Source organism: Streptomyces sp. H39-C1 (assembly GCF_027158125.1).
GTDB lineage: Bacteria > Actinomycetota > Actinomycetes > Streptomycetales > Streptomycetaceae > Actinacidiphila > Actinacidiphila fildesensis.
Window position 1 is genome coordinate 1,851 of record NZ_JAPVLS010000064.1, and the last position, 23,581, is coordinate 25,431.

The window sequence follows — 23,581 nt, forward strand, 5'->3', positions numbered from 1 at the left end:
ATGGAGTACCGGGCCCGGATCCTGGCTGCTCAGGGGCAGCACGAGGAGGCTGACACGTTGCGAGCACGGGCAGCGGCGGCCGAGCGGATGCTCTGAGGCGTAGACGTGCGGCGAGCCGGCTCCGACATGCCTCCGCGCGGCCGGCCCAGCAGATGCTCAACTCGCCAACTGAAGCGCGCAGTCACACAGCGGTAGCTGAAGTCGGATACCGCGGCCATGAGTACGCGGAAACAGGTCGGGGCGGAGCAGAAATGTGGGACCTCTGGAGCAGTAGGTAGTCGACACGGGCATCGGGAGGGGTCTTGGGCGAGATCGACGAAGGATTAGAGCGGGTCTTGCGTACCCGGCCACTGCCAGTCAGTGTCAGTGCCCGCCTGGGCTTCCTGCTCAGAGCGGAGAAGGGATCCACGAAGAGGCTGGCTCCTGTTCTGGGGGTCTCGCAGCGTACGGTGCAGCGGTGGGTCACCTCCGGCCCGGGGAGGCGCCAGCCGGGCCCTGTGCAAGCGCAGGTAATCGAGGATGTCGTCCGAGCGCGATGGCAGCCCCGGATTCGCGAGCGGTTGCGTGCGGATGCCGAGGCCCGCGGCTTCTGTCTGCATACCCGGGCGCGGTTCGGGTTCGCGTCCGCAGTCGGCTCCTCCGATGATCCGCGTCGGCGGCTGATCACCCAGCGGCTGTCTGGCGCGGTCGCGCGGGAGCTGTTCGCCGCCCGGGACGCCGGTGCCGGCGAGGCGCAGCAGATGGTCATCCTGGCCCGCTCGCTGGGGCATGCGTACTTCCGTGACGGAGGAGGGCGCGCCCACGGGCTCCAGGTGGCCTTCTCGGATGTCGAGTTCGCCGACTTCACCATCGGGTGACCGGGGCGGTGGTCGAGGAGGTCGGGTCCGCCGCAGGCTGTGTGCGGATCTATTGGTCTACCGGCGCGGTCGGGACGGCTTTCCGGGCCGGGACAGCAGGGTCTCGTAGCGCTCGGCCTGCCCGCGTTCCGCCCAGTCCCACATGACGCCGCTGGTGACGGTCGGCTGCGGGAGCGGGGGCTGGGGTGGGCGCAGTCTGGCGTTCTCGGCCAGAGCCAGGATGTGGGGGCGTTCGTCCTGGCGGGCCAGCAGCTCTTGGCTGTCGGTGAGAGCAGCGAAGGATGCCGCAGCGCTCAGGAACGGGCGGGCCCATGCCGGGATCGGGTGGGAGGCGCAGCCGTCGGTGTAGCGGGCGGGGTCGTGGAAGGCGAGGGTGGCCGCGTCGGGGCCGAGGTCTTCGGCGCGGACGGTGAGGAGTTGCTGGAACGACGCGCGGGTGAGCAGCGTGGTGGCAAGGGCGGCGGCCAGCCGGGGGTGGGCGGTTGCCTGGCGGATTCTGCGGGTGATCTCGCGTACGGCTGCCTCGGTGAGGGAGCGTGGGGGCGGCCGGTGGCGCCAGTCGATCGGTGCCGGCGTGCACGGGCCGGTGCAGGACTGGGTGCTGTCGTAGGAGACGAGGCGGTCCAGGGCGGGGATGGTCATCCAGCGGACCGCAGACGCGGTCGGGGTCTGCGCGGAGAGCTGGGTGCCAGTTGCTGCGGGTGTGCCGCCGTAGTAGTGGCTGCGGGCGGTATCCAGGTCGCTGGTGACGGTGTGGGGCACGGGGTGCAGGGCCCGGTGGAGCGCGATGGTCAGGTGGGGGCGGTGGCAGACCAGGGTCAGGGGGATGCTGGTGGTGTCGCGTAGGTGCAGGAGGCGATCGAGGCGGCGTGTGGTGAGCCGGTGGGCGCGCAGGACGGTGAGCCGGGCGGCAGGCAGGGCGGCGATCCAGGCGGTGGCGGCCTCCCACGCGGGCTGTCGGCCTGCAGGGAAGCGGCCTGGCAGTAACGGCGGTTTGCCCAGGGCTGCGAGGAGGTCGTGGGCGAGAGCGGTGTCGCTGGTGGTGCCCGGTCCGGGGTGCAGCGTGATCCGGCCGACGGCAGGATCGTGGGCTGCCAGGGCGGTGTGAGTGTGGGCGACGTCGTCGTACCGGTCCATGACCAGGGCGACGGGCGGCGGGGCTCGGCGGGTGGCGTTCATGCGAGGCGGCTGAAGGCCCAGCGCAGCAGTTCCTGATCCACCACGGAGCGTCCCGTGCGGGCCAGGGCGGTACGGGCATGGGCGGTCAGTTGCGCCCACGCGCGGAAGTTGCCGTGCGCGGCGTGCTGGTCGGCGAAGGCGATGTCGTCGGGGTCGGCGTCGGCCCAGACCGGGTGGAACAGCGGAATCACCTCAAGGACCTCGGCGGGGGTGAGGCGGGTGAAGTGCTGCCAGATGAAGACGCGGGAGGACAGCATCGGCTCGCGACGCAGCACGGTGTGGCAGCCCGCACCACCGACGAAGATGATCGCGAGCTGGGTTGCGGGTTCGTCCCACAGGTAGCGGAAATATTCGAACGCCTCCCCGTTGAGCCACTGCGCCTCGTCCACCAGGAACGTGCGGGGGCGTTCGGCCAGCGCGGTCTTCAGCAGCCGGTCGAACTCGCTCGGGTGGCGCGGTGGTTCACCGGCCAGATCGAGCGCGGTGAACAGTTCGTAGCGCACCGCGCGGGCCGTGGGCCGGGCCCGGAAGGTGATCTTGCGGACGTCCTCGCCGGGTTCGAGTTCGCGCAGGCAGGTGTTGACGGCAAGGGTCTTGCCGAAGCCGGCACCGCCGTGGATGCACATCATGGCCCGCGCGGCGACGGTGTCGGTGATGTTCTCCCGGGCAGTGAGCAGGGCGCGGGTGGTGACCACGGAGGCGTCGGGCAGGTCGACGTACTGGTAGGTGGCCGCGGTCACGGGGCGTCTCCGGTGCGATGGGGCGGATGGGCGGGCGGACCATCGGGGGCGGGATCGGGGTCGGTTGTGGTCGCCGCGGGCAGCCCCGGCGCGGCGCGGGTGGCGAGAGATGGCGGGGTCCGCCAGTCGAGCGGCGGCGCAGCGGGCGGGATCAGATCAGGCAGCGCCAGCTGCGACAGGTCCGACTCGGTGGCCTGAGCGAGCTGTCGACTGGCCTCGGCGGCGCTGAGGGTGCCCAGACGCCGGGGCGGCCCGGGTTCGGTGGCGGCGGCGTAGCGCTCGCGCTGGGATGCTTCGAGGTCTTTCCTCAGACGACGGGTGCGCGCGGCCCGCACCCGGCGTACGGCGCTGACCTGCTCCTCGGTGGCCTGGTCGGCCAGGTCTGCGGGGCCGAGGTAGCGGCCGGTGACGGGGTCGAAGATCTCGATGCGGTGGTCGTGGTGGGGCATGTAGCGCACCTGGACCCGGATGCCGGTCTTGCCGGTCATCCACGCGGCGACATAGTCGCGTGTGCGGAAGCGGATCCCGCGCGTGGTGAGTGTGCGGGTGCCGGCGTCCTCCAGGGTGAAAGTCCACACATCGGTGGCCGGCACGTCCCGCAGTGGAGTGGGATCGGCCTGCCACGCCTCCAACGGGGTCTTCCCGCCCAACGGCGCCGGCCGGTGGGAGGTGTTCCACCACTGCACCCACTCCAGCAGCCGGGCGGTGAACTCCTCGAAGCCCAGCAGAATCTCGTCCCTGGGCCGGGAGGGGCGTTTGCCGGGGCGGGGCTGGCGGGCGTAGCCGGGCAGCGCGGCCAGGAACATGCTTTCCACTGCCCGGTTGAGGCCCTCGACGGTGCCCTTGAGGTGCGGGGTGTAGGCGGGCAGGTCCTCCACGCCCACGTCCAGGAGGTCGAGGGCAGTCATCACCATGGCGGACAGGAAGTCTTTGCCGCGGTCCATGCGGACCTTTTCCGGCCGCCCGCCGAACGGACCGTAAGGGTCCTCGCGCAGCACCGCGGAGCGCAAGGCGGCCAGCACCGATTCCCGCGACGGATACCCCGGGCTCACCGCCAGCCCGGTGATCGCGTTCGTCGCGCAGTCGGTGAACCACGTGATCCAGGGCCGCCGCGCGGTCCCCTCCACATCGACCAGCAACGGGGCCTGGACGTGGTCGGTCTCCCACACCTGGTTGCGCCAGCCCCGCGGCCGGGACAGGAACACATCGTGCTTACGCGCCGCCCGCTCGCCACCCGCAAGCCCGGCCCGCTCCCCCGGATCCAAATCCCGCTGGAGCGCCCGGTGCAGTGTCGTCAGCGACGGCACGCAACCGGGCGGGGACTGCCGGGCGGCCCGTGCGGTGAGCTCGCGGTGGACCGCAGCCACGTTCCCCTTCCACAGGGCCAGCAGCCCACGAACCTCGGGCGTGATAGTGAACCTCTCCCCCGACTGGGCACGGGCGCCCGGCTCAACGGCCGCGGCCTCGTCGCGCCCGGCAGCGGCCAACCACCGCCACACGGTGCGCTCGCTCACCCCCAGCGCGTCCGCAGCCACGCGCACGTGGCCGGCCGTCAGTGCGCCCGAAGCACGCAGAGCAAGCAGCCGCCGCACCGCCGGGCCCCGCAGCGCTGTCCTCGACGCCGCCGGCAGTCCACCGCCGGTGGTCGCACGGGCGGCGTCACCGGTCTCCCCCGCGCCCGCTCCCCCGTGCGATACGGTTCGGGCCACGTCGGCCGCCACCGGTGGTGGAAGCGGTCCGCTCACTGTGGCGGCGCGATCCGCTGGAACAGCCGCCGCAGCAACGCCCGGTCCACGGCCGCATCGGCGACGGTGAGCAGTGCGTTCTGCAGATGCGTGGTCAAAGCGGCCCACGTGCGGAACGTGCCGTGCGCGCATGAGCGGTCGATCCACGCCAGATCAGCGGCCGCCACGGTGCCCCACAGCGGATGGAAACCGGTCACCGCGGTCGCCGCCTGCGCTCCGGTCAGACGCGGAACCTCCTGCCATGCGCCGACCCGGGACGCCAACTGTGGCAGTCGGGCCAGCGCCCGCTCACTGCCCGCCCCGCACAGCACCAGGGTGATCCGTGTGCCGGGGTGGTCCCACAGGCTCTGCACATACTCCAGGCACGGTCCCGGCAGTCGCTGCGCCTCGTCGAGCACCAGCACCCGCGCCTGTCCCAACGCCTCCGCGACCGCGGCATCCGCCAGCGCCGAGGTGTGCGGGAACCGGCCCGGCAGTCCCAACGCTTCGAACACCGCCCGTCTCATGCCGGCCACCGACGGGCGCACCGGTACCGGCACCCACGTCGCCTTCCAGCCCGCGGGCGGCTCGGCGAGCGCCATCCGCACGGCCGCGGTCTTGCCCCGGCCCGGGTCGCCGAACACGCACACGGCGCCCTCGGCCGCCATCGCCTGCCCGATCGCCTCAGCCACCGCCCGCACCGGCGGCGTCCGCACCAGCCGGGCCCCGGCCGGCAGCACCACCCCCGCCACCACACCGCCCTCCCCCGACGCCCGGCCCGCGGCCGGCGGCGACGCGGGCCTCGGCCGACGGCGCGCAGCACCATCCGGTGCGGCGCTCCCACCGCTCGCCGCCAGGGCGAGGTCGGCCAGCGCCTGCCGCATGTCCCCTTCCTCCCGGGCACGCCTCACCAACGCCCGGTCCGGCAGCACCCGGCCGGCCTCCACGTCCCGGCGCACCACCCGGTACAGCGAGGCAAGCGACGGCACCTCACACCCGTCCGCAGCGCCCTTGAGATGCCGGTGCAGTACCGCCACGTTCCCGCCCGCCTGTGCCAACACCTCCCAGTCCCGATCGGACAACTCAAGGCGCGGCCGCGGCCTGCGCTCCACACGGCCCTCGGTCCGCGCCGCCTCCAGCCACCGCCATACCGTCCGCACGTTCACCCCGCCGACCTGGGCCCCCGCACGCACATGCGCCGACGTCAACGCCCCGGCCGCGTCCAGCTCCAGCAGCCGCGCCACCAGCACCGGCCTGGCCACCCCTAACCCGGCAGCCACCTCACCCCATCCGCCCCGCTCCCCCACCAACCAACCCTCCCGCCCGCGGACACCGACACCGACCACGGTGCAGGCCGCACACCCCCCGGACGATCAGAAGTGCCGTTCCCATGACAGCGGAGCAGGGCACGGTGTACCACCCCATGACACCAAAACCCACCGCATGTACCGCCCCGCGTCAGCGAACCAAACCACCACACCCACCGCTACCAGCACAAAGACCAGCATCTGACGTGCCGTCACTGACACCACCCCACTGACACCAAAGCGGCACATCGCAGCTGGGAGATCCTCAACGACTGGACTCAGTACCAGCACGACGACAAGTTCGAGGACAAGACCGTCGAGATGTCGTACTGGTGGGGCTTCGTGAAGCGCGATACCGGCTTCGAGTCGCTGAAATGCCTCTGGGCCAAGCACGAAAGCAACTACCCCATGTTTGCCGAGGCCATCTGGCTCCTGCACCGCGAGTTCAGCGAGGGCGCCGGGGCAGACCACCACCCGCTCTTCGCGAACGTTCCGCCGATCCCGGCCGAAGTCCTGTTCCAGAAGATCGCCAGCTGTTCCGCTCCGGTGCACCGCTCGCTCACCCAGGAACAAATGGTCGCGATCCTGCGCAAGGCGCCGCAGGACTACAGCAGCATGTCGTAGCGCGTCGCTCCCGCCCCACGCTTGCGCGTCGTCCATCGACCCGGCTCGCCCCAGGGCAGATCGCGCGAAGCAGTACGAGGCAATGGCCGCCTGAGCACGTGCGGTCGGTCGACGGCGTCGACTACGGCCAGGTCCCCACCGAGCCGCTTCCGCCGGCGCCGCCGAAGTCGTCGGTCCGCGAGGTCCTCGGGGAGCGCCGGCCTTCGAGCTGGTTCTGGCGAAGGTGCGCGAGGGCCGGGGCCCGGCCCGTGGTGTGCTGCACGCGCTGGCTGCATCGGCGACTGCTGACCCGCGTGGGTCAGGGCGTGTCGCCGGAGTAGTGGAAGCGGCACACCACACCCGGGCCGCCCGGCGGGCGCGGTTCGCCGGGGAGCGGGTCGTACAGCGCCCGGCCGCCGGGCCACCGCCCCAGCTCGGTCATCAGGGCGACGCCGTCCTCGATCTCCTCCGGCCGCCAGCCCGTGATGTCGAGCAGCAGTCCGTCCAGCGGCCCACCCACGAGAACGGCGTACGTCTGGTGCGGCAGCGGGCCCGGGTTGGGGGCGTCGTGGTCGTGGCCGTACACCCGGCCGCGCAGCAGCTGCTCGTCATCGGCGTTCATCCGACCAGCCTCCCAGCCGCCACCGACAGCGCGGGCTCCGCTCCCGGGGACGCAGCCCCTGGGAGCGGAATGCCTCGAAGTGTCCCGCGCGGAACGCTTCCTGCCGCTGGCCGGCTACCGGCGGCGGCCGAACAGGCCGCGGTTCTTCTTCGCCTCCGCTTCGGCCGCCTCCCGGGCGGCCTCCGCCTGCTGGCGAAGCTGCTCCTGCTCCTGCTCCTGGCGCTCACGTTCGTCGGCTTTCGCCTGCTGCTCTGCTGCGACGGCCCGGCTCTGGCAGTCCTCGCACAGGTGCTTGTGCGACTCAGGGTTGTGGGTGTACCCGACTGCTCTCCACCGGTCGTCGGTGAACTTCGCCCCGCAGTCCGCGCACGTCGGCCGCCGCGCCTCCCGCTCTGCGGCTCGCTCTTCCTCGCGGCGCCGCTCCTCTTCTCTGGCGGCCTGGCGGCGGCGGGCGAGGTAAGTGTCCCGGCGGTGGTTGCCGATCGCGTCCCGCAGCGGCTCCAGGCGGTCGCGGTCGCGGCCGTAGCGCCAGAACGCGGGCCCGGCCGGGCCGTGCTCGCGCAGCAGCTCCAGGGTGGTCGCCACGATGGGGATGCAGCCGTCGTACGAGTGGTAGCCGCGCTCCTCGTACCACCGGCCCTGCCAGTGAGAGCGGGTCAGGTCGGCGACCCTTTCCATCTGATTTTCCGCGGAGCGCTTGCCGGCCTGATGGAAGACGAGCAGGACCGGCGGGTGCACCCGCTCGTACTCCTCCCACGGGGGCGCGGACCAGCGGGTGCGCCACATCGGCTTCTCTTTGCCGTCGGTGTCCTTCTCCTGCCGTTTGAAGAACCGGGCGTACTTGTCGAACTTCGCGGCGATGAGGACGGCTTCCTCGGTGCAGTTGTCGACCTCGATGAACAGCAGCGGAACCCCGTCGCCGGGGGCGGTCACGACGACGTCGGCCCGCGCGCTGCCGATCGCGGGGTTCTTCCAGGTGCCCTTCACCGGGAGCGCGACCTCGGTGGCGTACGAGGTGAGGGTGCCGATCCCGTCCGGGGCATCGACGGCGGCCTGTGCGGCGGCGACCGCTTCGGCCGGTTGCCCGACGACCAGGTCGAGGTCGGGCTCCGGGCGGATCAGCGCGATGACCGTCTCGTTCACCGTCATCGGATGGGAAGCCCCGGAGCGGCCGGCGCTCTTGGGCATGCCGCCCATCTCCTCCGGCTCACGGTCCAGGTCGAGTCCGGCGGCGGCCAGCCCGGCCGCGGTGAGGATCCGGACTTCCTCGTTGCTGCGTGTGCGGCCGCCGTCGATGAGCAGGCCGTGCCGCCGCAGATCGTTCGCCGCCCCGCGATGGGAGGCGGTCCGCGCTTCCTTCCGCGTGGCCGGCGTCTTCTTGAGCGTGTGCCGGTAGCTCAGGTGCGGCGAGGCGAGGCGCTGTATCTGGTCGGCGGTCGCGACCTTGAGCACCCCGAGCACGGACAGCACGTCGCCGCGCAGGTCGTTGGTCGATCCCGCCTCGTTCGTCTTCCTCTTCCCCGCCATCAAGCTCGCCCTCCCCGCAGCCGCGACCGCACAGCGACCGGGAGCGTGTTCCGCGCCGTCACGGGCGGCGGCCCCCCGGACCCGATGATCTCCTCCCCTGCCTTTCCTTTCAGGTTCAGGAGTAGAGAAGAGGGTTGTGACAATCCGGGTATGGCGCAAAAACCGGCTCTGACAAGGGGAAATGCCGAACGGTCAGACGTCGGGCACGGAAGTGGGTTCGGCAGTAGGAACGCAAGCGGCGGCGGCAGGAGCTCACCGGGGCTTGCCCACCTCTGCGGGCCGGTCGCGGGCGCCTCCCACGGGGCGGCGCGCTCGCGGCGTGCAGAGCTCCATCCTGCCCTGTCGGCACCGCTGCGGGAAGGGACGGCCGGGGACAGCACAGGGGCGGGTGCGGGCACGAGGACCTCGTTCCTCCCGGCCGGGCCGGGGTCGGCAGCGTTCATCCGTCCCACGCGCATCTGTCTCGCGTGCGGGACGGATTCCACCCTGCTCGATCACCCCTTGTCCGCCGTCTGACGCTCCACCCGACCGGCGTCCGCTTTCGACTGGTTGAGGCTTGCGCAACCGATTTGCCCGTGGCCGACGCCACACCGCCCGGCCATTGGACGGAGCTCGCCGTCCTCTGTCCACAGGCCCAGGCTCCGAAGGTTGGGCAACAGGCCGGGCGCAGCAGGCGCACGGCCCGTCAGGAAGGGATTCGTCATGGAGACGACGTCGCCGAAGATGCCCCAGCTCGCCCCGGAGCAGATCCAGAGGGCCGCCGACTACGTGGAGCTGGTCTGGCAGGAGCAGGGCAGCGAGGGGGACAAGGCCACGCTCGCGGCGTTCCACGCCGACGGCCCCGAGCTGGCCCGGCTGATCGGCGAGTTCGGCGCGCTGCTGCTGGCCGACTACCTCACCGCCGTGCCCGAGGAGCACGCCGACTGCGAGTCCGCGTACGCGCTGCGGCAGCTGGTGACGGTGGCGAGCCGGTACCTCAAGCGGTGGTGCCTGGCTGGTGGCGGCGCGCACACCGCGTGGATCGCGGCCGGGTTCCTGATCGAGGTCATGCAGGAGGTCGACCAGGTGAGCCAGTTCCTCGCCGACGTCCGCGGCGACGCCGCCCGGTGGCCGGCGGCCGTGGCGTCCTGAGCGCGGGGGCCGGGGCGGCGCCCGGGGACGGAGATTTCTCCTCCCCCGGGCGCCGTCTCGTTCCGGCGGGATGCCGCCCCTTGTCCACCCCTGTCAAGGGACGATGCACCGGCACGGCCCCGATGCCGGACATCGGATGCTGTGCACTCTCCACCGCGATGTCGTGCACTCCCGAGGCGATGCAGGGCACTCTCACCGCGATGTCGCGCATCGGATGCGGTGCATCGTCCGGACATCGAGTGCGGTGGCGGACATCGGATGCGGTGCACTCCGCACGATGGTGTCCACTCCCGGGCCGATGGTGCGGTCGGCGCGGTACGCGGCGCGCGCCGCGGTGCGGTGGTGCGGTCGGCCACCGCACCGTCGGTGCGGTGGTGCGGTGCAGGCAGCGCGGGCGGTGCGAAATGGCGCGCGCGCATCCAGCCGGGGCGGACCTCCCGGGCTCTCCAGGCGGAGCACGGTGCCGACTCGCGAGAGAGTTGAATCGGGCCGGGCTCCTATATCACAGCCCCCCTTGTCCGCCGTCTGACGGAGCGGCTCGCTTTCTGTCGGTCCGTGGAGAATGCGCGAGTTGTCTGTGACTGACGTCACTGATAGCGGGCCTGTTCCGGGCCCGTCCGCTGATCGCCGGACCGGAGCTGAGCGGCCCTCGCGGGTGCTCTACTCCTGGGCCCACCTGCTCGCGCGGGGCGGTGCGCCGGGCCGCCGCGCGAGGGATCGGTGCGCGCGCGGCCGGACCGGCCACCCGCACCGTCCTTCTTCCGCGCGCGCACGGTGCGGTGGCCGGAGCGCACGGTGCGCCGGGCGGGAGTGCACGACATCGTCGGCGACCGCACCGGTGCGGTCTCTGGGAGTGCACGACATCGGCATCACGCGCACGGTGCGTCCGATGCCGTACATCGTCGACATCGGGCGCACGCACCGGATGCCCGGTGGTCCGCTCCCCGCCGGCCAGTGCTCACCGGAGTGGAGCCCACTCCCACCCGGTGGACATCGCGGTGGGCTCCACTCCCACCCCGGTGCGCGCCACGGTGGAGTCCACTCCCACTGGGTGGCGCAGCACGATGGGCTCCACTCTCCGAGTCCACTCACCAGGAGTAGCGGCGGCGCAATCGTGCGGCACGCCACGGGTTCGGCCGACCCCCCGGGTACTGCCGTGAGCGGCGCAGGGGCGACAACGACTTCCGCGACCGGGACCGCACGGCGCGCCGCCGGCTCATGTCGGCGAGTCGCTCCAGGCGCTCCAGCTGTTCCGGTGAGAGCTGCACCAGGATCAGGTCAACCATGTGTTCCTCCTCGTTCAAGGGGTCGGTCCCCCGCACTCTCGCCGTGCCCTGACGTCTCCGGAGCCGGGGCGCCCGGTCGCGTCCCGGGGTTTGGCGCGGCGACTTCGCCCTGCGTCCCGCCGGGCGGTCCCGGCCGTCAAGGCCGGGGTCCTTGGCCTTGGCCGGGGCCGGGCTGCTGGTGCTGCTGCTCGTGCTCCTGGCGGCGGCCGTCGGCCGGAGCCGCGGGCGAAGCCGGGGGCTCCCGCTCCTCGATGGCGCGGCGGCGGGCATCGGTCGCGCGAGTCAGGGCGGCGAGCCGGTCCAGGTTCTCCGGTGTGCGCAGCCATGTCCCCGGATCGGTCGTGCGGCCCTCCAGATACACCTCGGGCATCGCGGCCAGCTGATGGGCTTGGACGGCTGCGGCCCGCTGCGCCGGAGTGAGCGCGGCGGCCCGGTCCGGGTGGTCGACGCCGTGCGGCGCCGCCTGGTCGTGGTTGTGGTCGTCGGCGTGCGCGGCGGCCGACGCGGTCGCGGCCGGCGCTTCGTCCCACTGGCCGGAGAGGATGCGGGCGTCGCGGATCGCGTTCTGCAGGGCGAGGCTGGCGACCCGGGCCCGTTCGTAGCGGGACGACTCCCGCGGCTTGCCGCCGGTCCCGGCGATCCACCACCGGTGGGGCCAGGCGAAGTCGGCGGTGTAGGTGAGCTGGTCCGCTGCCGGAGTCCGGCGGCCTTCCTGCGGCACGGTGAGCTGACGGGAGTGGCGGGACAGGGCCGCGTTCGCGATGTAGTCGTCCAGGCCCCGCGTGAACCCGCGGCCGCGCAGCGTCTCCAGCAGGTGCCGGCGGGCTTCGGCCAGGACGTGGCGACGGGCAAAGGTGCGGCGCACGGTGAAGACGACCGCGGCGACGTCGACGGCGGCGAGCGCGGTGTCCACCACCGGGCCCACCCGCTCCCTGATGACCGCACCGGCCGCGCGGCACCGCTCCAGCAGTCCGTCGACCATCGCCTTGCCGAAGCGCAGGATCGCGGACGCACGCCACCACGCGCGCAGCTGCTCCAGCGGCTTGGGGGTCTTCTTCTCCCGGCGGGTGTCCTGCGCCGCCCACCACCCCAGGCCGTTGCGGGCGCGTTCGTCGGGCAGCCGCCCGTGCTTCTCCACGTACCGGTCGGTGATGCCCACCAGCGCCTGGTCGATCTGCTCGCGGCGGGTGGACGACCAGCCGATGAGGTCCTGGTCCACCCCGGCTACCTCCATCACCGGGCGCAGGCCCGGCGTCACCTCCCGGGGCACGGTCGCCAGCCCGAGCTCCTCGCACACCTCGGTCGTCATCTCCAGGGTGTACAGCGTCCCGGCGGCAACGATGTGCTGGTAGAGACGGACCGTGTCCAGCGCGTACCAGGAGCCGTCCGGGCGCTGCGCCCGGTTGAGGAGCAGACAGTGATCGTGGAGTAGGGGAAATCCGTCCCGGTTGTCGAAGTGGCGCCACTTCGCGACCACCAGGGCCGGCGCCTTCGCACGCTGACGACCCGACGACCACCGGGTCTGTGCGACCTCATCCTCCAGCCACCGCAGCACGGTGTCGATGGCCCGCTCGTGCGCCCGCTCGATGACCCGCCGGGTGTGGTCGTCACCCAGCGCCCACAGCACGATCAGGGACGCCTGCGGCCGGAACACGAAGTCCAGCGCGAACAGCGGGGTGAGCTTGCGCCGCTCGATCTCTTCGACCGGCTGCCCCAGGACGGTCGCCAGCCGGGCCGTCTCCGGGTCGGCGCCGTCGTCCAGGAGCTCGCGCTCGATCCGGTCGGCGTCCGGGTGCCGGCCCTGCCCGAAGACGAGCTCCATCTGCCGCTCGGTCACCGTCTGCCCGGCGGTCAGCCCGAGCGCGGCCAGCCCGCGCCCCATCCACACCCCGGGCGGGAGCCCGGCCTTCTCCAGGGCGCCCTTCAGGGACTGACCGACCGGACGGCGGCCGTCCCCGAAGGCAACCCCGCGCACGTAGTAGCGCCAAGCGTTTCGTCTTTGGACCTTCGCAACACTGAGCATCCCGGCAGCGAACACGGCTCTGAACTGCAAAAACAGTCCGATCCCGTGAGGCGGGCAAGTTCGCCGGAAGTTCACCGCCGATCCCGCCTGGCGGGCATCCGCAGGGACGTCCTGCCCGCCAGGCGAACACCGCCCGAGGCCAGGCAAATGCTGCGCGACGACCAGCCCCACGCGCCTCACACGCCCCGAAGAACGCCAGCAGACGACTCCACCGTCGACAAACGCATTCCTACGTACCGCTCCCCCACCGACCGACCACGGACGCACCACCCAGCACCACGTCACCGACCCCCTTCACCACGAGCAAGCCACCCACCGCCCCCGGCAACCCCGGGGGCTTCGTGCTGCCTGGAGGACTCCGTCGTGCCCACCTACGAGACCACATCGCGCTTCACCGCCGACCTGGACCGCCTCACCCCCGACCAGCGCCACCGATTCCGTCGGACGGTGGCGGCATTCGTCGACGACCTGCACACCGGGCGCTTCCGCGCCGGCCTCCGCGTGAAGGGCGTCCGCAGCGCGCCCGGGGTCTTCGAGCTCACCTGGGACGGCAACGGCCGGGCCACCTGGTGCTACGGGGCGGAGATAGTCCCCGGCGCACCCCACGTCATCTGGCGCCGTATCGGCGGGCACGACATCCTCACCGGCCCCTGAGTCCGAGGTCTCCCAGCTACTTTCACGCGTGAAACCAATCCGGTCCGGCTGAGAGGCGGGCGCCTGCCCGCTAGGGTTCGGTCCGACAGGTTGCACCATCTCGGAGGACACGATGACGACGCCGCTGCCTCGGCCGAAGCGCAAGAAGAAGGGCGAGGGCGGCGGTAGCGGCACTCTGCGAGCCGACCGCGAGAAGGCTGGCCTCACAGGCAGCCAGGACATCCACGCTCTGCCTCCCGAAGACGGTGAGCTCCTTGAGCTCGACCCGGAGACCATCTCGCCCAACCCGATGAACATGCGGCTTGAGCTGCGCGACATGGACACGATGATCGCGGACGTCGGCGAGCGCGGCGTCCACACGCCGGGCATCGTGATGCACACCAAGGTCTTCATGGAGTGCTACCCGCAGTGGTCGTCCAGGGTGAAGCACCCCGAACGGACCTTCATCCTCGGGCCCGGCCACCGGCGGCACGCCGCTGCGCTCGCGACCGGGCGCGTCATGCCTGCGGTTCTCCGCGATGGCCTCGCACGGGACCGCCGCGTCGAGGAAGAGCTGGTCTCCGAGAACAACAGCCGCTCCGGTCTGTCCCCGATCGAGCAGGCCCTGGCGATCGACCTGCTGCGCCAGCGCGTCCACGAAGACGAGGACCGAACCCTCAGCTTCGACGAGGTCGTCGAGCGGGCCGGATACACCGCAGGGACGGTGTCGAAGTACCTCGCGCTCCTCAAGCTCCCTGAAGAGGTCCAGCAGGCGATTCACTCCGGTGACCTGTCGATGCGCGCCGGCTACTCGCTCTCGCTGCTCAAGGACGCCCACGGGAAAAAGGAGTCCGAGGAGGCACATGCTCTCCAGCTGCGCGGATGGGAGTTGATGCGGGACGAGAAGCTGTCCGTGGAGGCGGCCAAGAACCGGCTGGCCCTGAAGGGGCAGCAGCAGTTTCACGCGGGAAAGTCGCCCGCTGCACCGGTGGCCGTGCCGGAGCCGCGGGAGGAGAGCGGCCCCCAGGCCGGGGAGGCCCAGGCCCCTTCCGGTGAGACACCCAAGCCGGTAACGCCCCCCAGCGGAGGCGGCGAGACAGCTGCCGCACCGGCCGCCGTCGCGGTCATCGAGGCGGCCGAAGGATCAGCGCTTGAGGCTCCGGCGACCCCGGCTGCCGATCCCGAGGTGCTCCGCAAGGCTGCAGCGGACCAGAGGGATCTGGCGTGCCGGCTGCTGCTCGCTGAGGACCGGTACGCGAAGGCGGCGGAGTCGAACGTCCGGCTCGTCACCGTGGTACTCAACCCGAACGAGTGGAAGCAGGCTGCGGTCAAGGCCCATGGATGGCTGGTGGAGCTCAAGAAGGGGCCGTCCAGCAAGAAGCGCCCCAATGACTACTTCGCGGTCGTCGCCGCGTCTGAGGATTCCGGTCTGATGCACCGCGCCGCCTTTGCCGTCGGCCTCGCCGCCGATGAATTGCGCGCCGCTCAGCCGGACCGGGCATGGGACGCTCGCGACGTCGCACACGTTCAGTTTCTCGCCACCAGCCGCGCGTCGTACCAGCTCAGCGAGTGGGAGCAGCAGCAGGTGGAGCTACTTTCACGCGGGAAACAGTGACCGCCCGCCCCCGACAGGACGGCCCAGCCTCCACGGAGACCAGATGACCAGCACACTCGCGAAGACCAGGGCGCAGAACGTCAGGCGCGCCTACAAGGTGTTCATCTTCGCTCTCAAGGCCGGCGGTACGGCTAAGACGTCCACCACCACGGCGCTCGCCGTGCAGTTGGGCCTGCGCGGCTACCGCGTCCTCGTCATCGACCTGGACCCGCAGTGCAACGCCACCCGAGTGCTGGGCCGTCGCGTGTTCAAGCCGGGGCAGAAGAGCCTCACCGACGTGATGGCGGACAAGGCGCAGCTCAAAGACATCATCGTCCAGGCCCGGTACCGCACTGACCCGGACGGCGACGGCGACGACTCGTTCACCGAGATCCCGAACGTCTGGATCGCGCCTGGCGATCTCGATCACCCGGACATCGACGACGCTGAGCGGATTCTCAACGCCGAAGATGGCAACGTCTTCTGGCTCAAGGACGGCCTGGACGACTTGGCGGAGGAGTTCGACGTCGACGTGGTCCTCATCGACCCGCCGGCCACCTACGGCCGTCTGACGGTCACCGCTCTCGTGCTCCTGGATGACGAGACCGAGGGCGCTGTCATCCCGCCGGTGCTGTGCACGTACAAGGAAGCCGACGCGCTAGTCCGGCTGGAGAAGAAGCTCAAGGAGATCAGCGAGCGTCGCATGTACCAGCGGCGCGGTATCCGGCCGCAGATGAAGTACGTGATGGCCTGCGCCGCTCCCACAGCCTCGTTCGGGACCGAGGAGCACTGGGAGACGTTCAACGAGCTCAAGGAGGAGTACGGCGACATACTGCTTCCGCCGGTGCACTGGTCGGGTGTCGCCACGAAGATCTACCGCAACGAGTGCGCGGTGCCGCTCCTTTCGCCGAACTCGCGGCCGTCACAGGATTACGCGAAGGTCGCAACGGCACTGGGGTTCCCGCACCGCTGACTTTCACGCGTGAAACTAACTCTGCGCGGTCCCTGAAACGCAAGAAGGCCCGTACCCCCTGCGACGCTTCGCGGGGGTACGGGCCTTCTTGTTGGCGCGGGTCAGGCGATCGGCGTGGGGCGGCGGAGACCCGCGATCTTCTGCTTCCAGCGGTCCCAGTGGGTGGGGTGGGTGTGGCGCCAGGCGACGCGGTCCAGGCGGACCGGGTCCGTGTAGCGCTGGGAGAGACCGCAGGTGCAGTCCAGGCTGTAGGGGAGCGGCTGTGTGTCGTCGCGGGTCGTGGTGACGACGACTCGGTCCCCGTCGTGAGCGCCGTGGTAGGTACCGATCCAGAGTTGCGTGAGCATCGCGGTTCCGTTCTGTGTGGAGGGTGGCGCCGGGGCGGCCGGGCTCATGGCCAGCGGCCACCCCGGGCCGCTTGAGGGTGAGCGGTTCGGGTCCTACTGGGGCGTGCGGCCGGTGACCACGAGGAACTGGTCCGTGTCGAGGTCCATGACGACCCGGGCGTTCACGCCCTGGTCGCGCTGGACGGCGGCGTATTCGTCGGCGGGCCAGGAGCCGCGGGGGTGGCTGGCGGGGAATCGCTCCAGGACGGTGCGCTGCTCGGGGGTGGCGGTCGTCATCGCGAGTCGCCGCCCTTCTCCGAGGCGTCGATCAGGTCGCCGATCGCGTCGGGGCTGGCGGCTTCGCCGACCCACGTTCCGTCCACGGTGAAGACCGGCACGGTGTCGCGGTCCGCGTCGAACACGGCCACGTAGTTGCCCCAGCGCTCCAGGACCAGGTCGTACAGCACGGGGAGCGGTGCGGCCTCGAGGACCTCCAGGGCGTCGACGGTGAATCGGGGCGTGGCCTCCGGGTCGTCGGGCTGGAGGACGGTTCCGGTGATGCGCAGCAGGTCGCCGGGCTGGATCTCGCGCAGCAGCACGTCGGTGATGCGGGGGTCTCCCGTGGTGCAGGCGTACACGGTGTCGGGTGCGTCGGGGGCGATCCGGTCCGCGTCGGCGGGGCAGTGGATCAGGTCGAACGTGGCGGTGCCCCAGTGAGTGCCGGGGGCCGGGATGGCGTCGACGTAGCCGTTGATGGCGAGATGCGTCTGGGAGTTCATCAGCTGGCCTCCGCCAGGGTGTCGGTGGTGCGGGGGGAGCGTGGTCGGGGGGTGCGCTGTGCGAGGACCAGGAGCTCCCGGTTGTGCCGCTGCTGGGCGGCCGTGAGCGGTTGGGCTTTGGGGCCGTTCCTGTGCCAGAGCGGCGAGGCGGGCGGCTCGGGGTAGGCGCGCTGGTCGACGTCGTGCAGCGGGGTGTTGCTCATGACGGGGGCCAGGGCGCGCTGTCCGATCGGGGTCGCAACGCGCGTGACGGGGTTCATACTTGGATCTCCCTCTCGTCTTGTACGGGATGGGTGACCCGGGGCGGTCGACTGGTTTTCCGGCCTTGGCGGCCGTCCCGGGGCGGAGCTACAGCGTGCTGACGGGGCTGCGCCAGAGGCTGGCCTTCGCGGCGGGCCACTCCAGCGCCCAGCCGGGCCGCAGCCCGCGCGCTCCCCAGCTGTCCGGCTGCTTGTCGGGGATCTCGCGTCCGGCCGCATGCGCGGCGAGCGCGGCGTCGTACACCTCGTGGGCGCGGCGCAGGGCCGCGGTGGGGGAGTCCGCCTCGCCGGTGAAAACGTGCAGCCCCCGCAGATCCGGGTTGGCGGCGTCGTGTATCGGGACATCCACCTCGAAGAACTTGTGGTTCGGCATGATGCCCGTCTCCTCTCCGTGGGGTGCTTGAGGGGCCACCGCGGCCGCCCCGGCCTCCGTGGTGCGGGAGGCCGGGGCGGCACGGAGAGCCCGTCAGGCAGCGACGGCGGCGGGGGAGTCGAGGCCGATCCCGCGGAGCGCGTCCAGGACGTACGGCTCGAAGCGGGCCTGGTGCTGGGCGGCTACCGCGCAGCCGGTGGCGCGGCCGTAGGCGTAGCAGCGCGCCATCATGCTGGCGTCGGTGTCGGCGAGGGCCTGGTCGACGGCGTTGCGCGCGAGCTGCTCGATCCAGGTCTGTGCGGCCGACTCGCGGCGGTTGTGCGAGACCGCCATGGCGAGGGAGTCCGCCCACCGGCCGCTGCCGCAGGTGGGGCCGCCGCACTGCTCCCAGTCCCACTTCCGGTCGCGCATGCCCTCAGGGTCGGCGTCCCAGTCCGCAGCCCAGCGCGCGGCCCGCTCGGGGATCTCCTGCTGGATGACGTTCAGGACGTCGCAGCCGGCGGGCCCGAGCGCGCGGTGGGCGTCGGTCTCCTCGAGGACGCGGATCTGGTGCGAGAGCAGCCGGTAGGGGTAGTAGCGCTGGCTCCAGTTGCCGGTCTCGCCCAGCGGCTCCACGATCCACAGCCGCACGGGCCAGGTGATGGGCCAGATGCCGGTGTCCTCCAGCGCCTCGCCGACGCGCTTGACCATGCGGAAGTACGAGAAGCGGCTCTCGTCGAACCACAGGTTGGTGCAGGGCTTGGGGTGGTCGACGACCTGACCGACGTTGGCGGCGAGGTTCACCGGCGTCCCGGCCTCGCGGGACATCTCGATGATGCCGTCGGCGGGGGTGGCGATGTACCAGGTGACGGGCTTGCGGGCCATGCGGGCCTCCGAGAAGGGGTGGGAGCGGCCGGGCCGCTCATAACTGGATGTTGATCTGGCGGCGCGGGTCGCCCGCGCTGGTGTGGACAGTGCGGCGGTGCGCGGCGAGGCCGGCGCTTCCGCCCTGGATCGGGAGGTGACAGTCCGGGCACCCGTGCGCCCACTCATCCCCGGCCACAAGGTCGGCCGGGGTGAGCGGGTGCGGGTGCGGACCGTCGGCGGCGCGGCTCACTCGCGGACCGCGGCCGCGAACTGCTCTTCCAGGTCCGCGCGGCCCTCGGGGTCGTCGTCCTGGTCGTGGTCGTCGGCCTCTTGGTCGACGTCGTCGGGGCCGCCGTGGACGGTGCAGACGGCGTCCGGGTGCGGTCCGGTGGTGCGGGTGTGCGCGGCCAGCAGGTCGGTGACCGAGTGGACGGCCTGCCACGCCGGGGCGTCGCAGTCGTCGTCGTACGGGCAGCACACGAGCAGATCGAATCCGACGTCGCCCTCGCCGTCGACGTCGGTACGCAGGGCAAGGACCAGGCGGTCCTGCCCGAGGCGGATCTCGCCGACGCGGTCACCCCCGGCGAGCGGCGAGTTGTCGCGCCACTGCCACAGCGGAAGCACGTCCGCGCCGAAGACGCGGCGGACCAGGAGCAGCGCGCCCAGGCCATCGCCGCCGTCCCAGCCGAACTCGCGGCGGCGGGTGTCGCTGGCTCGCTTCAGCAGCGGCTCCAGGCGGTGGATGTTGTCGGCGAACACGACGTGGTCGAAGCCCTCACCGCGCAGGCCGGAGAAGGCGGTGACGGCTTCGGCGTGCTGGCGGCGTACGACGTCCTCGGGCACCGCGCGGGCCGGGTCGCGATCGGCCTGCCGCTTGACGCACACGTCGGCCGGGGTGGATACGAGTAGTGCGACGGTGGGCATGCCGTGGGCGCGGGCGACGTCCAACAGGCCCTTGCGGATGTGGGCCTCGGTGTTCGTCGCGCTGATGACCGTGGTGAGCCTGCGGGCGAGGCGGGCCTCCAGTGCGGTGTGCAGGAGGGCGGCGGCGGCCGGAGTGGCCGACTGGTCGCCGGCGCAGTCCGAGACCATCGCCCGGAAGATGTCGAGCTCCAGGACCTGCGTGTCGGGCCAGGTACTGGCGAGGGTGCTCTTCCCGCTGCCTGATGCCCCGATCATCACGATGAGCGCCGGGTCGGGGATGGTCGTGTCGAGCGGCTGCATCGTGCCGGTGAAGGTCGTCTTCATGCGCGTTCTCCTTGCGGGTGGAGGGTGGAGGTGGCCAGGTGCAGGCGCATCCCGGCGGAGTCGGCGACGAAGGCCGCGGCCTCTTCGATCGCGCAGGCGGCGGACTCGGAGTCCTCGCCGTCCAGCGGGGTGAGAGCGGCGGCGCGGGAGGCCATCGTCAGGAGCTGGCTGAGTGAGCCGAAGACGCCGTCCTGCGGGAAGGCTTCGTCGAACAACTCGCGCATCGTCCCGGCGAGGAGCTCGGCGTCGATCGGTCCGCCCAGTTCGTCCTCGATCTGCTGGACGGCGAGCTTCACGATCCCCGCCGAAGCGCGCACGCGCTCCAACCGGGTGCGGGCGGCGGGGGTCACCGGCGGTGTCCCTTCCGCAGGGTGATCCAAGTGGTGACCAGGGCGGCGGCTACGCCAATCACGCGGTGGGCCGACTGGTCCAGCTCCATCAGCGCCGTGCCGGGACCGGAGGCGTCCTGCACGGGCTCGGGGTACGCGGTGCCCTCGCCGCCCTGCTTGCGTACGACCGTGGCGTGCTTGATGTAGCCGCTCTTGCCCGCCTTCTCGGCAAGCCACAGGAGCGGGTCTCGCCGGTCCAGGATTCCGTGGGTGATCGCATTGATCGCGGCGCCGGTCAGGAGCGCGGCCGCGGGGACGCGGTAGCCGACGGTGCGGGTGAGTGCGAGCGCCGAAGTGAGCTGCACGGCGGAATAGCTGGCGACGTGTCGGCTCACCGAGCGGCGCCCGTACGCGCTGGCGGAGCAGGTGCGGCCCTCCTTGCCGTGCCGCCACGGGTTCTCCTCTACCGGAGAGCCGTCGCTCTTGTAGACCAGGTGGGAGCCGTGCATGCCCTTGGTCGAAGCGTCGTGCGAGTTCTGCACGAACTGGTCCCCGAAACTGTGGACTCCGTCGAAGACGGCGATCAGGGCGGCGGCCAGGGCGAGGCCCTCGATGGTGCGGAGGCGATCGGTCATGCTGGGTGTGCTCCTCATCTCGGATTCGGGGTGCAGGAGTGTTCGGGGCGGCCGGCCTCTTTGCCGATGCTGCGGTCGCCCCGTGGTGCCTTCGCCCCCGGCCGGGCTCCGGTCGGGGGCGGTGGTCAGAGCCATTCGAGTTCGTCGTCGTCGCACAGGACGTTGCCGATGAAGAGTCCGAGCCCGGCCACGGTCCAGCGGAAGTCGGTGAGTTCGCCGGGCGGGACTTCGTCCAGGACGTAGCCGACGCGGCCTTCGGCGCGGGGGTCGTCCTCGCAGGCGAGGACCAGGACCTCGTTGTCGCGGGCGCTCACGTCAGCGGGATGGCGCGGCAGGCGGCGGCGTGGGCGTTGGCCTTCTCGCGGATGCTGAACAGGTAGTCCTCCTCCGGGAACCGGGAGGTGTCCTTGCAGCCGTGGCACTTCCAGTTGTTCTTGAAGTGCTCTCCGAGGCCGGTGACGTCGACGTAGCTGCCGCCGATGGTGATGAACCGGATCTGGAGGTTCTTGGGGCGCTCGGGCTCGGTGAAGGCGGAGGCGCGAATGGCGGTGCTCATGGCGGTGGTCCTCTCGGTTCAGGCGGCAAGCAGGTGCTTGGCGGGGGGAGCGGAGTAGGCGGAAGGGTCGGCGGGCGTGCCGTCGAAGCACTCCAAACAGGACCCCAGGGTCTTGAGAGGAAGGCAGTGGAAATAGCGTCGGCCGCAGGGGCCGGGGCAGGTTTGGCGCGCGGCCATCGCCTTGTCGAGCGCGACTTCCTTCGCGAAGGTCATCGGGATCTTCGGCTTCGCCAGGTCGATCCGGTACAGCCACGCGAAGCGCGTGCCACGGCGGCATTCGATCCGGGCGACGGGCTCGTGGCCGCCGGGGCGCAGCCCCATGTCGCGCAGCTGGCGGCGGGTCGCGAGCTCCGTGCGTCCGGCCTGCCTCCACCGGAAGACCGGTATCGAGCCGTCGTCGGGGTCGTTCAGGTCGACGTCGACCAGGTCCTGGTCCTGGTCGGCCATCACCTGCTCCAGGACCCGGGAAGCCGGCGCTGGGGCAGCGGGTAGCGGGGGCCGGGGGTGGTGGGCCGCGGGCGGCCGATCCTGCGGCGGGGCCGGGGGATGAGCACGATGAACCCTTCCGTGTCGGTGACGTGGATGCGCCCGCCGCCTCGAGTTCGGGGCGGCGGGCGCGGGTTGAGCGTGTAGGCCGGTCGGCCTGTCCGGTCACCGGCAGCCGGCCGCCCGGGTGTGGGCGGCGGTGCCGGTGGCCAGGCGGAGCGACCGGATCAGCGGTTGAGCTGGCGGATGTTGTCCGGGGTGCCGCCGTCGGGCTGGGCGGGGATGTGGATCTGGGGCTGGACGGTGATCTGCGGGGCACCGGTGGTGACGTTCGCGAACACGCGGGGGCGCAGGTTCAGCCCGCGCATCGCGAAAGCCGAAGCGATCGTCCAGGCGAGGACGGCGATGGCGGTGGCGACGGTGCGCGAGGCGTCCGGAGTGGTCGTCCAGACCATCGCAATGCCCGCGAACCCCCAGCACGACCAGGTGAGCCGCACCCCGTTGCTGCGGGTGACGAATCCGGCGATCAGGGAGAACAGGCCGGTGAACTGCCACAGCGTGTAGACGGTGGAGGCGCTGATCGGCAGGCCCACGGAGTGGGCGGCGATATAGGAGCGGACCGGGTTGTCGATCGTGGCCCACACACCGGTGGAGGTGTTGTTGCCGACCTGGGCGTGCGGCACGGCGGTGAGGATGCGGTGCGCGGTGTCCAGCAGGACCTCGGTGGCGCCGTTGAAGAGCAGGACGACGAACGAGAACGCGGCGATGGCGGCGAGGGCCTTGATCCAGTTGGCCATGCCGTGCCATCCGGCGTCGGGTGCGCGCCGCACGTCCTCCCACATCTCGTGGAGGGTGCCGCCCTCGTCCCACGCCTCGGTCCACCAGGCGCGGATTTCGGCGAACCGGGCCTGCTTCGGCTTCGGCTTCGTCGTCGGGCGGTCGTTGTCGGCGGTCGGGGTGGGGTCGTTGGGTGCCAAGGTGATGCTGCTCCTTGTAGAGGCGGGGTGGGTGGTGCGGGCCGGGCGGCCTGCCCCGTCCCCGGCGCCCGGGTGGGCGAGGCGGGGGCGAGGCAGGCGGCCCGGCTCATCCGTGGAACTTGTTGCGCCGGAAGACCGCCTTGCGGATGTTGACCGTGGTGCCGCTCCCGCCGCTGCCGCGCGAGGCTCCGCGTACGGCGAGGGCGAGGCAGACCAGCACGAAAAGCCCGGCCAGGCTCATCACGGCCTGGCCGGTCGCGGTGAGGATGGCGGGGAGCTGGGCGAGGGTCGGGGCCGCGGCTCCGATGCCGACTCCGGCGAGCGCGATCCCGCCGCCGGTGGAGAGGGCGAGGGCGCTGTACTTCCACACGAAGGCCGGCACCGTGTGCTGCGGCGCGGCCGGGACGGCGGGCGGGAGTGCGGGCGCTGGGGCCGGGGCCATGACCTGCGCGTAGGTCGGGGCCGGGGCGAGGGCGCCCTGCTGGTACTGCGCCCGGAGGTAGTTGAGGGCTTCCTCCCTGCGCACCAGGTCGTAGACGCGCGCCATGTACGCCTCATCGGTGGGAA

General features: G+C 71.6%; 29 protein-coding genes. 6 read left to right on the forward strand and 23 right to left on the reverse strand.

The genetic code is table 11. From position 1 onward, the window contains the following. Window positions 1-302 precede the first annotated feature (302 nt). Window positions 303-857, forward strand: a complete 555-nt coding sequence (tpg, locus tag O3W51_RS32825) for a telomere-protecting terminal protein Tpg (protein ID WP_138359391.1) — start codon at window positions 303-305, stop codon at window positions 855-857. A 57-nt stretch (window positions 858-914) separates the two neighbouring features. Here the strand turns inward: tpg and O3W51_RS32830 are convergent, their stop codons facing one another. The 4 genes from O3W51_RS32830 to O3W51_RS32845 form a co-directional block, all read right to left on the reverse strand. Next, window positions 915-2,036, reverse strand: a complete 1,122-nt coding sequence (locus O3W51_RS32830; protein WP_232486114.1) for a hypothetical protein — start codon at window positions 2,034-2,036, stop codon at window positions 915-917. Continuing rightward, the gene (locus O3W51_RS32835; RefSeq protein WP_138359389.1) at window positions 2,033-2,776 is read right to left on the reverse strand and encodes an ATP-binding protein; all 744 of its coding nucleotides are present in this window, start codon (window positions 2,774-2,776) and stop codon (window positions 2,033-2,035) included. Before O3W51_RS32835 ends, O3W51_RS32830 begins: the two co-directional genes overlap by 4 nt. Then, entirely contained in the window at window positions 2,773-4,368 is a 1,596-nt protein-coding gene (locus O3W51_RS32840; protein ID WP_381589070.1) for a Mu transposase C-terminal domain-containing protein, read from the reverse strand. Before O3W51_RS32840 ends, O3W51_RS32835 begins: the two co-directional genes overlap by 4 nt. A 149-nt stretch (window positions 4,369-4,517) precedes the next feature. Then, entirely contained in the window at window positions 4,518-5,780 is a 1,263-nt protein-coding gene (locus tag O3W51_RS32845) for an ATP-binding protein (protein WP_269288003.1), read from the reverse strand. A 369-nt stretch (window positions 5,781-6,149) separates the two neighbouring features. Here O3W51_RS32845 and O3W51_RS32850 point away from each other — a divergent pair, with 369 nt between their 5' ends. Continuing rightward, entirely contained in the window at window positions 6,150-6,431 is a 282-nt protein-coding gene (locus tag O3W51_RS32850; protein ID WP_269288005.1) for a hypothetical protein, read from the forward strand. 121 nt (window positions 6,432-6,552) lie between these two features. Here the strand turns inward: O3W51_RS32850 and O3W51_RS32855 are convergent, their stop codons facing one another. The 3 genes from O3W51_RS32855 to O3W51_RS32865 all read right to left on the reverse strand — a co-directional run bounded on the left by O3W51_RS32855 (window position 6,553) and on the right by O3W51_RS32865 (window position 8,559). Then, a complete protein-coding gene (locus O3W51_RS32855; RefSeq protein ID WP_269288006.1) occupies window positions 6,553-6,693 on the reverse strand; it encodes a hypothetical protein in 141 nt (46 codons plus the stop codon). A gap of 36 nt (window positions 6,694-6,729) precedes the next feature. Next, window positions 6,730-7,032 carry a hypothetical protein gene (locus O3W51_RS32860; RefSeq protein WP_269288007.1) on the reverse strand — a complete coding sequence of 101 codons (303 nt, stop codon included), beginning with the start codon at window positions 7,030-7,032 and terminating at the stop codon, window positions 6,730-6,732. Window positions 7,033-7,146: 114 nt separating this feature from the next. After that, window positions 7,147-8,559, reverse strand: a complete 1,413-nt coding sequence (locus O3W51_RS32865; protein WP_269288008.1) for a replication-relaxation family protein — start codon at window positions 8,557-8,559, stop codon at window positions 7,147-7,149. Between the two features lie 702 nt (window positions 8,560-9,261). Between O3W51_RS32865 and O3W51_RS32870 the strand changes: the two genes are divergently transcribed. Next, window positions 9,262-9,690: a hypothetical protein gene (locus O3W51_RS32870; RefSeq protein WP_269288010.1), complete on the forward strand. Its 429-nt coding sequence runs from the start codon at window positions 9,262-9,264 to the stop codon at window positions 9,688-9,690. Window positions 9,691-10,778: 1,088 nt separating this feature from the next. Here O3W51_RS32870 and O3W51_RS32875 read toward each other — a convergent pair. Together O3W51_RS32875 and mobF are read right to left on the reverse strand one after the other, a co-directional pair. Next, entirely contained in the window at window positions 10,779-10,976 is a 198-nt protein-coding gene (locus O3W51_RS32875) for a hypothetical protein (protein ID WP_269288012.1), read from the reverse strand. Between the two features lie 136 nt (window positions 10,977-11,112). Continuing rightward, window positions 11,113-12,999: a MobF family relaxase gene (gene mobF, locus O3W51_RS32880; RefSeq protein WP_269288014.1), complete on the reverse strand. Its 1,887-nt coding sequence runs from the start codon at window positions 12,997-12,999 to the stop codon at window positions 11,113-11,115. Between the two features lie 363 nt (window positions 13,000-13,362). Here mobF and O3W51_RS32885 point away from each other — a divergent pair, with 363 nt between their 5' ends. The 3 genes from O3W51_RS32885 to O3W51_RS32895 all read left to right on the forward strand — a co-directional run bounded on the left by O3W51_RS32885 (window position 13,363) and on the right by O3W51_RS32895 (window position 16,199). After that, window positions 13,363-13,653 (forward strand): hypothetical protein, encoded by a 291-nt coding sequence (locus O3W51_RS32885; RefSeq protein ID WP_269288015.1) that lies wholly within the window; start codon window positions 13,363-13,365, stop codon window positions 13,651-13,653. Window positions 13,654-13,765: 112 nt separating this feature from the next. After that, entirely contained in the window at window positions 13,766-15,247 is a 1,482-nt protein-coding gene (locus O3W51_RS32890; protein ID WP_269288016.1) for a ParB/RepB/Spo0J family partition protein, read from the forward strand. A gap of 43 nt (window positions 15,248-15,290) precedes the next feature. Further along, window positions 15,291-16,199: a ParA family protein gene (locus O3W51_RS32895; protein ID WP_269288017.1), complete on the forward strand. Its 909-nt coding sequence runs from the start codon at window positions 15,291-15,293 to the stop codon at window positions 16,197-16,199. A 101-nt stretch (window positions 16,200-16,300) separates the two neighbouring features. Here the strand turns inward: O3W51_RS32895 and O3W51_RS32900 are convergent, their stop codons facing one another. The 14 genes from O3W51_RS32900 to O3W51_RS32965 all read right to left on the reverse strand — a co-directional run. Next, window positions 16,301-16,546 (reverse strand): hypothetical protein, encoded by a 246-nt coding sequence (locus O3W51_RS32900; RefSeq protein ID WP_269288018.1) that lies wholly within the window; start codon window positions 16,544-16,546, stop codon window positions 16,301-16,303. Between the two features lie 93 nt (window positions 16,547-16,639). After that, complete coding sequence (locus tag O3W51_RS32905; RefSeq protein ID WP_269288020.1) at window positions 16,640-16,822, reverse strand: hypothetical protein; 183 nt, start codon at window positions 16,820-16,822, stop codon at window positions 16,640-16,642. Next, window positions 16,819-17,304, reverse strand: coding sequence for a hypothetical protein (locus O3W51_RS32910; protein WP_269288021.1), 486 nt, complete (start codon window positions 17,302-17,304; stop codon window positions 16,819-16,821). The genes O3W51_RS32905 and O3W51_RS32910 overlap by 4 nt, the downstream gene beginning before the upstream one ends. After that, window positions 17,304-17,564: a hypothetical protein gene (locus O3W51_RS32915; protein WP_269288022.1), complete on the reverse strand. Its 261-nt coding sequence runs from the start codon at window positions 17,562-17,564 to the stop codon at window positions 17,304-17,306. The genes O3W51_RS32910 and O3W51_RS32915 overlap by 1 nt, the downstream gene beginning before the upstream one ends. An 88-nt stretch (window positions 17,565-17,652) precedes the next feature. Further along, window positions 17,653-17,937: a hypothetical protein gene (locus tag O3W51_RS32920; RefSeq protein ID WP_269288023.1), complete on the reverse strand. Its 285-nt coding sequence runs from the start codon at window positions 17,935-17,937 to the stop codon at window positions 17,653-17,655. A 93-nt stretch (window positions 17,938-18,030) separates the two neighbouring features. Further along, a complete protein-coding gene (locus tag O3W51_RS32925; protein ID WP_269288024.1) occupies window positions 18,031-18,801 on the reverse strand; it encodes a hypothetical protein in 771 nt (256 codons plus the stop codon). A gap of 228 nt (window positions 18,802-19,029) precedes the next feature. Continuing rightward, the gene (locus tag O3W51_RS32930) at window positions 19,030-20,031 is read right to left on the reverse strand and encodes an ATP-binding protein (protein ID WP_269288025.1); all 1,002 of its coding nucleotides are present in this window, start codon (window positions 20,029-20,031) and stop codon (window positions 19,030-19,032) included. Beyond that, window positions 20,028-20,381, reverse strand: coding sequence for a hypothetical protein (locus O3W51_RS32935; protein ID WP_269288026.1), 354 nt, complete (start codon window positions 20,379-20,381; stop codon window positions 20,028-20,030). Before O3W51_RS32935 ends, O3W51_RS32930 begins: the two co-directional genes overlap by 4 nt. Further along, a complete protein-coding gene (locus tag O3W51_RS32940; RefSeq protein ID WP_269288028.1) occupies window positions 20,378-20,995 on the reverse strand; it encodes a hypothetical protein in 618 nt (205 codons plus the stop codon). The genes O3W51_RS32935 and O3W51_RS32940 overlap by 4 nt, the downstream gene beginning before the upstream one ends. A 125-nt stretch (window positions 20,996-21,120) precedes the next feature. Beyond that, a complete protein-coding gene (locus O3W51_RS32945; RefSeq protein ID WP_269288029.1) occupies window positions 21,121-21,309 on the reverse strand; it encodes a hypothetical protein in 189 nt (62 codons plus the stop codon). Beyond that, window positions 21,306-21,551, reverse strand: coding sequence for a hypothetical protein (locus O3W51_RS32950; protein ID WP_269288030.1), 246 nt, complete (start codon window positions 21,549-21,551; stop codon window positions 21,306-21,308). The genes O3W51_RS32945 and O3W51_RS32950 overlap by 4 nt, the downstream gene beginning before the upstream one ends. Window positions 21,552-21,569: 18 nt before the next feature. After that, a complete protein-coding gene (locus O3W51_RS32955; RefSeq protein ID WP_269288031.1) occupies window positions 21,570-21,998 on the reverse strand; it encodes an RRQRL motif-containing zinc-binding protein in 429 nt (142 codons plus the stop codon). A gap of 266 nt (window positions 21,999-22,264) precedes the next feature. Next, a complete protein-coding gene (locus O3W51_RS32960) occupies window positions 22,265-23,014 on the reverse strand; it encodes a hypothetical protein (protein ID WP_269288033.1) in 750 nt (249 codons plus the stop codon). Between the two features lie 106 nt (window positions 23,015-23,120). Beyond that, a partial coding sequence (locus O3W51_RS32965) for a hypothetical protein (protein WP_269288034.1) occupies window positions 23,121-23,581 on the reverse strand: 461 nt, incomplete at its 5' end.

Bases quoted from the DNA above. Each gene is read 5' to 3' on its own strand.
- O3W51_RS32875 (WP_269288012.1), bottom strand. From the start codon at position 10,976: ATGGTTGACCTGATCCTGGTGCAGCTCTCACCGGAACAGCTGGAGCGC.
- O3W51_RS32890 (WP_269288016.1), top strand. From the start codon at position 13,766: ATGACGACGCCGCTGCCTCGGCCGAAGCGCAAGAAGAAGGGCGAGGGC.
- mobF (WP_269288014.1), bottom strand. From the start codon at position 12,999: ATGCTCAGTGTTGCGAAGGTCCAAAGACGAAACGCTTGGCGCTACTAC.
- O3W51_RS32900 (WP_269288018.1), bottom strand. From the start codon at position 16,546: ATGCTCACGCAACTCTGGATCGGTACCTACCACGGCGCTCACGACGGG.
- O3W51_RS32940 (WP_269288028.1), bottom strand. From the start codon at position 20,995: ATGACCGATCGCCTCCGCACCATCGAGGGCCTCGCCCTGGCCGCCGCC.
- O3W51_RS32925 (WP_269288024.1), bottom strand. From the start codon at position 18,801: ATGGCCCGCAAGCCCGTCACCTGGTACATCGCCACCCCCGCCGACGGC.
- O3W51_RS32950 (WP_269288030.1), bottom strand. From the start codon at position 21,551: ATGAGCACCGCCATTCGCGCCTCCGCCTTCACCGAGCCCGAGCGCCCC.
- O3W51_RS32910 (WP_269288021.1), bottom strand. From the start codon at position 17,304: ATGAACTCCCAGACGCATCTCGCCATCAACGGCTACGTCGACGCCATC.
- O3W51_RS32870 (WP_269288010.1), top strand. From the start codon at position 9,262: ATGGAGACGACGTCGCCGAAGATGCCCCAGCTCGCCCCGGAGCAGATC.
- O3W51_RS32930 (WP_269288025.1), bottom strand. From the start codon at position 20,031: ATGAAGACGACCTTCACCGGCACGATGCAGCCGCTCGACACGACCATC.
- O3W51_RS32955 (WP_269288031.1), bottom strand. From the start codon at position 21,998: ATGGCCGACCAGGACCAGGACCTGGTCGACGTCGACCTGAACGACCCC.
- O3W51_RS32830 (WP_232486114.1), bottom strand. From the start codon at position 2,036: ATGAACGCCACCCGCCGAGCCCCGCCGCCCGTCGCCCTGGTCATGGAC.
- O3W51_RS32865 (WP_269288008.1), bottom strand. From the start codon at position 8,559: ATGGCGGGGAAGAGGAAGACGAACGAGGCGGGATCGACCAACGACCTG.
- O3W51_RS32860 (WP_269288007.1), bottom strand. From the start codon at position 7,032: ATGAACGCCGATGACGAGCAGCTGCTGCGCGGCCGGGTGTACGGCCAC.
- O3W51_RS32915 (WP_269288022.1), bottom strand. From the start codon at position 17,564: ATGAACCCCGTCACGCGCGTTGCGACCCCGATCGGACAGCGCGCCCTG.
- O3W51_RS32920 (WP_269288023.1), bottom strand. From the start codon at position 17,937: ATGCCGAACCACAAGTTCTTCGAGGTGGATGTCCCGATACACGACGCC.
- O3W51_RS32905 (WP_269288020.1), bottom strand. From the start codon at position 16,822: ATGACGACCGCCACCCCCGAGCAGCGCACCGTCCTGGAGCGATTCCCC.
- O3W51_RS32895 (WP_269288017.1), top strand. From the start codon at position 15,291: ATGACCAGCACACTCGCGAAGACCAGGGCGCAGAACGTCAGGCGCGCC.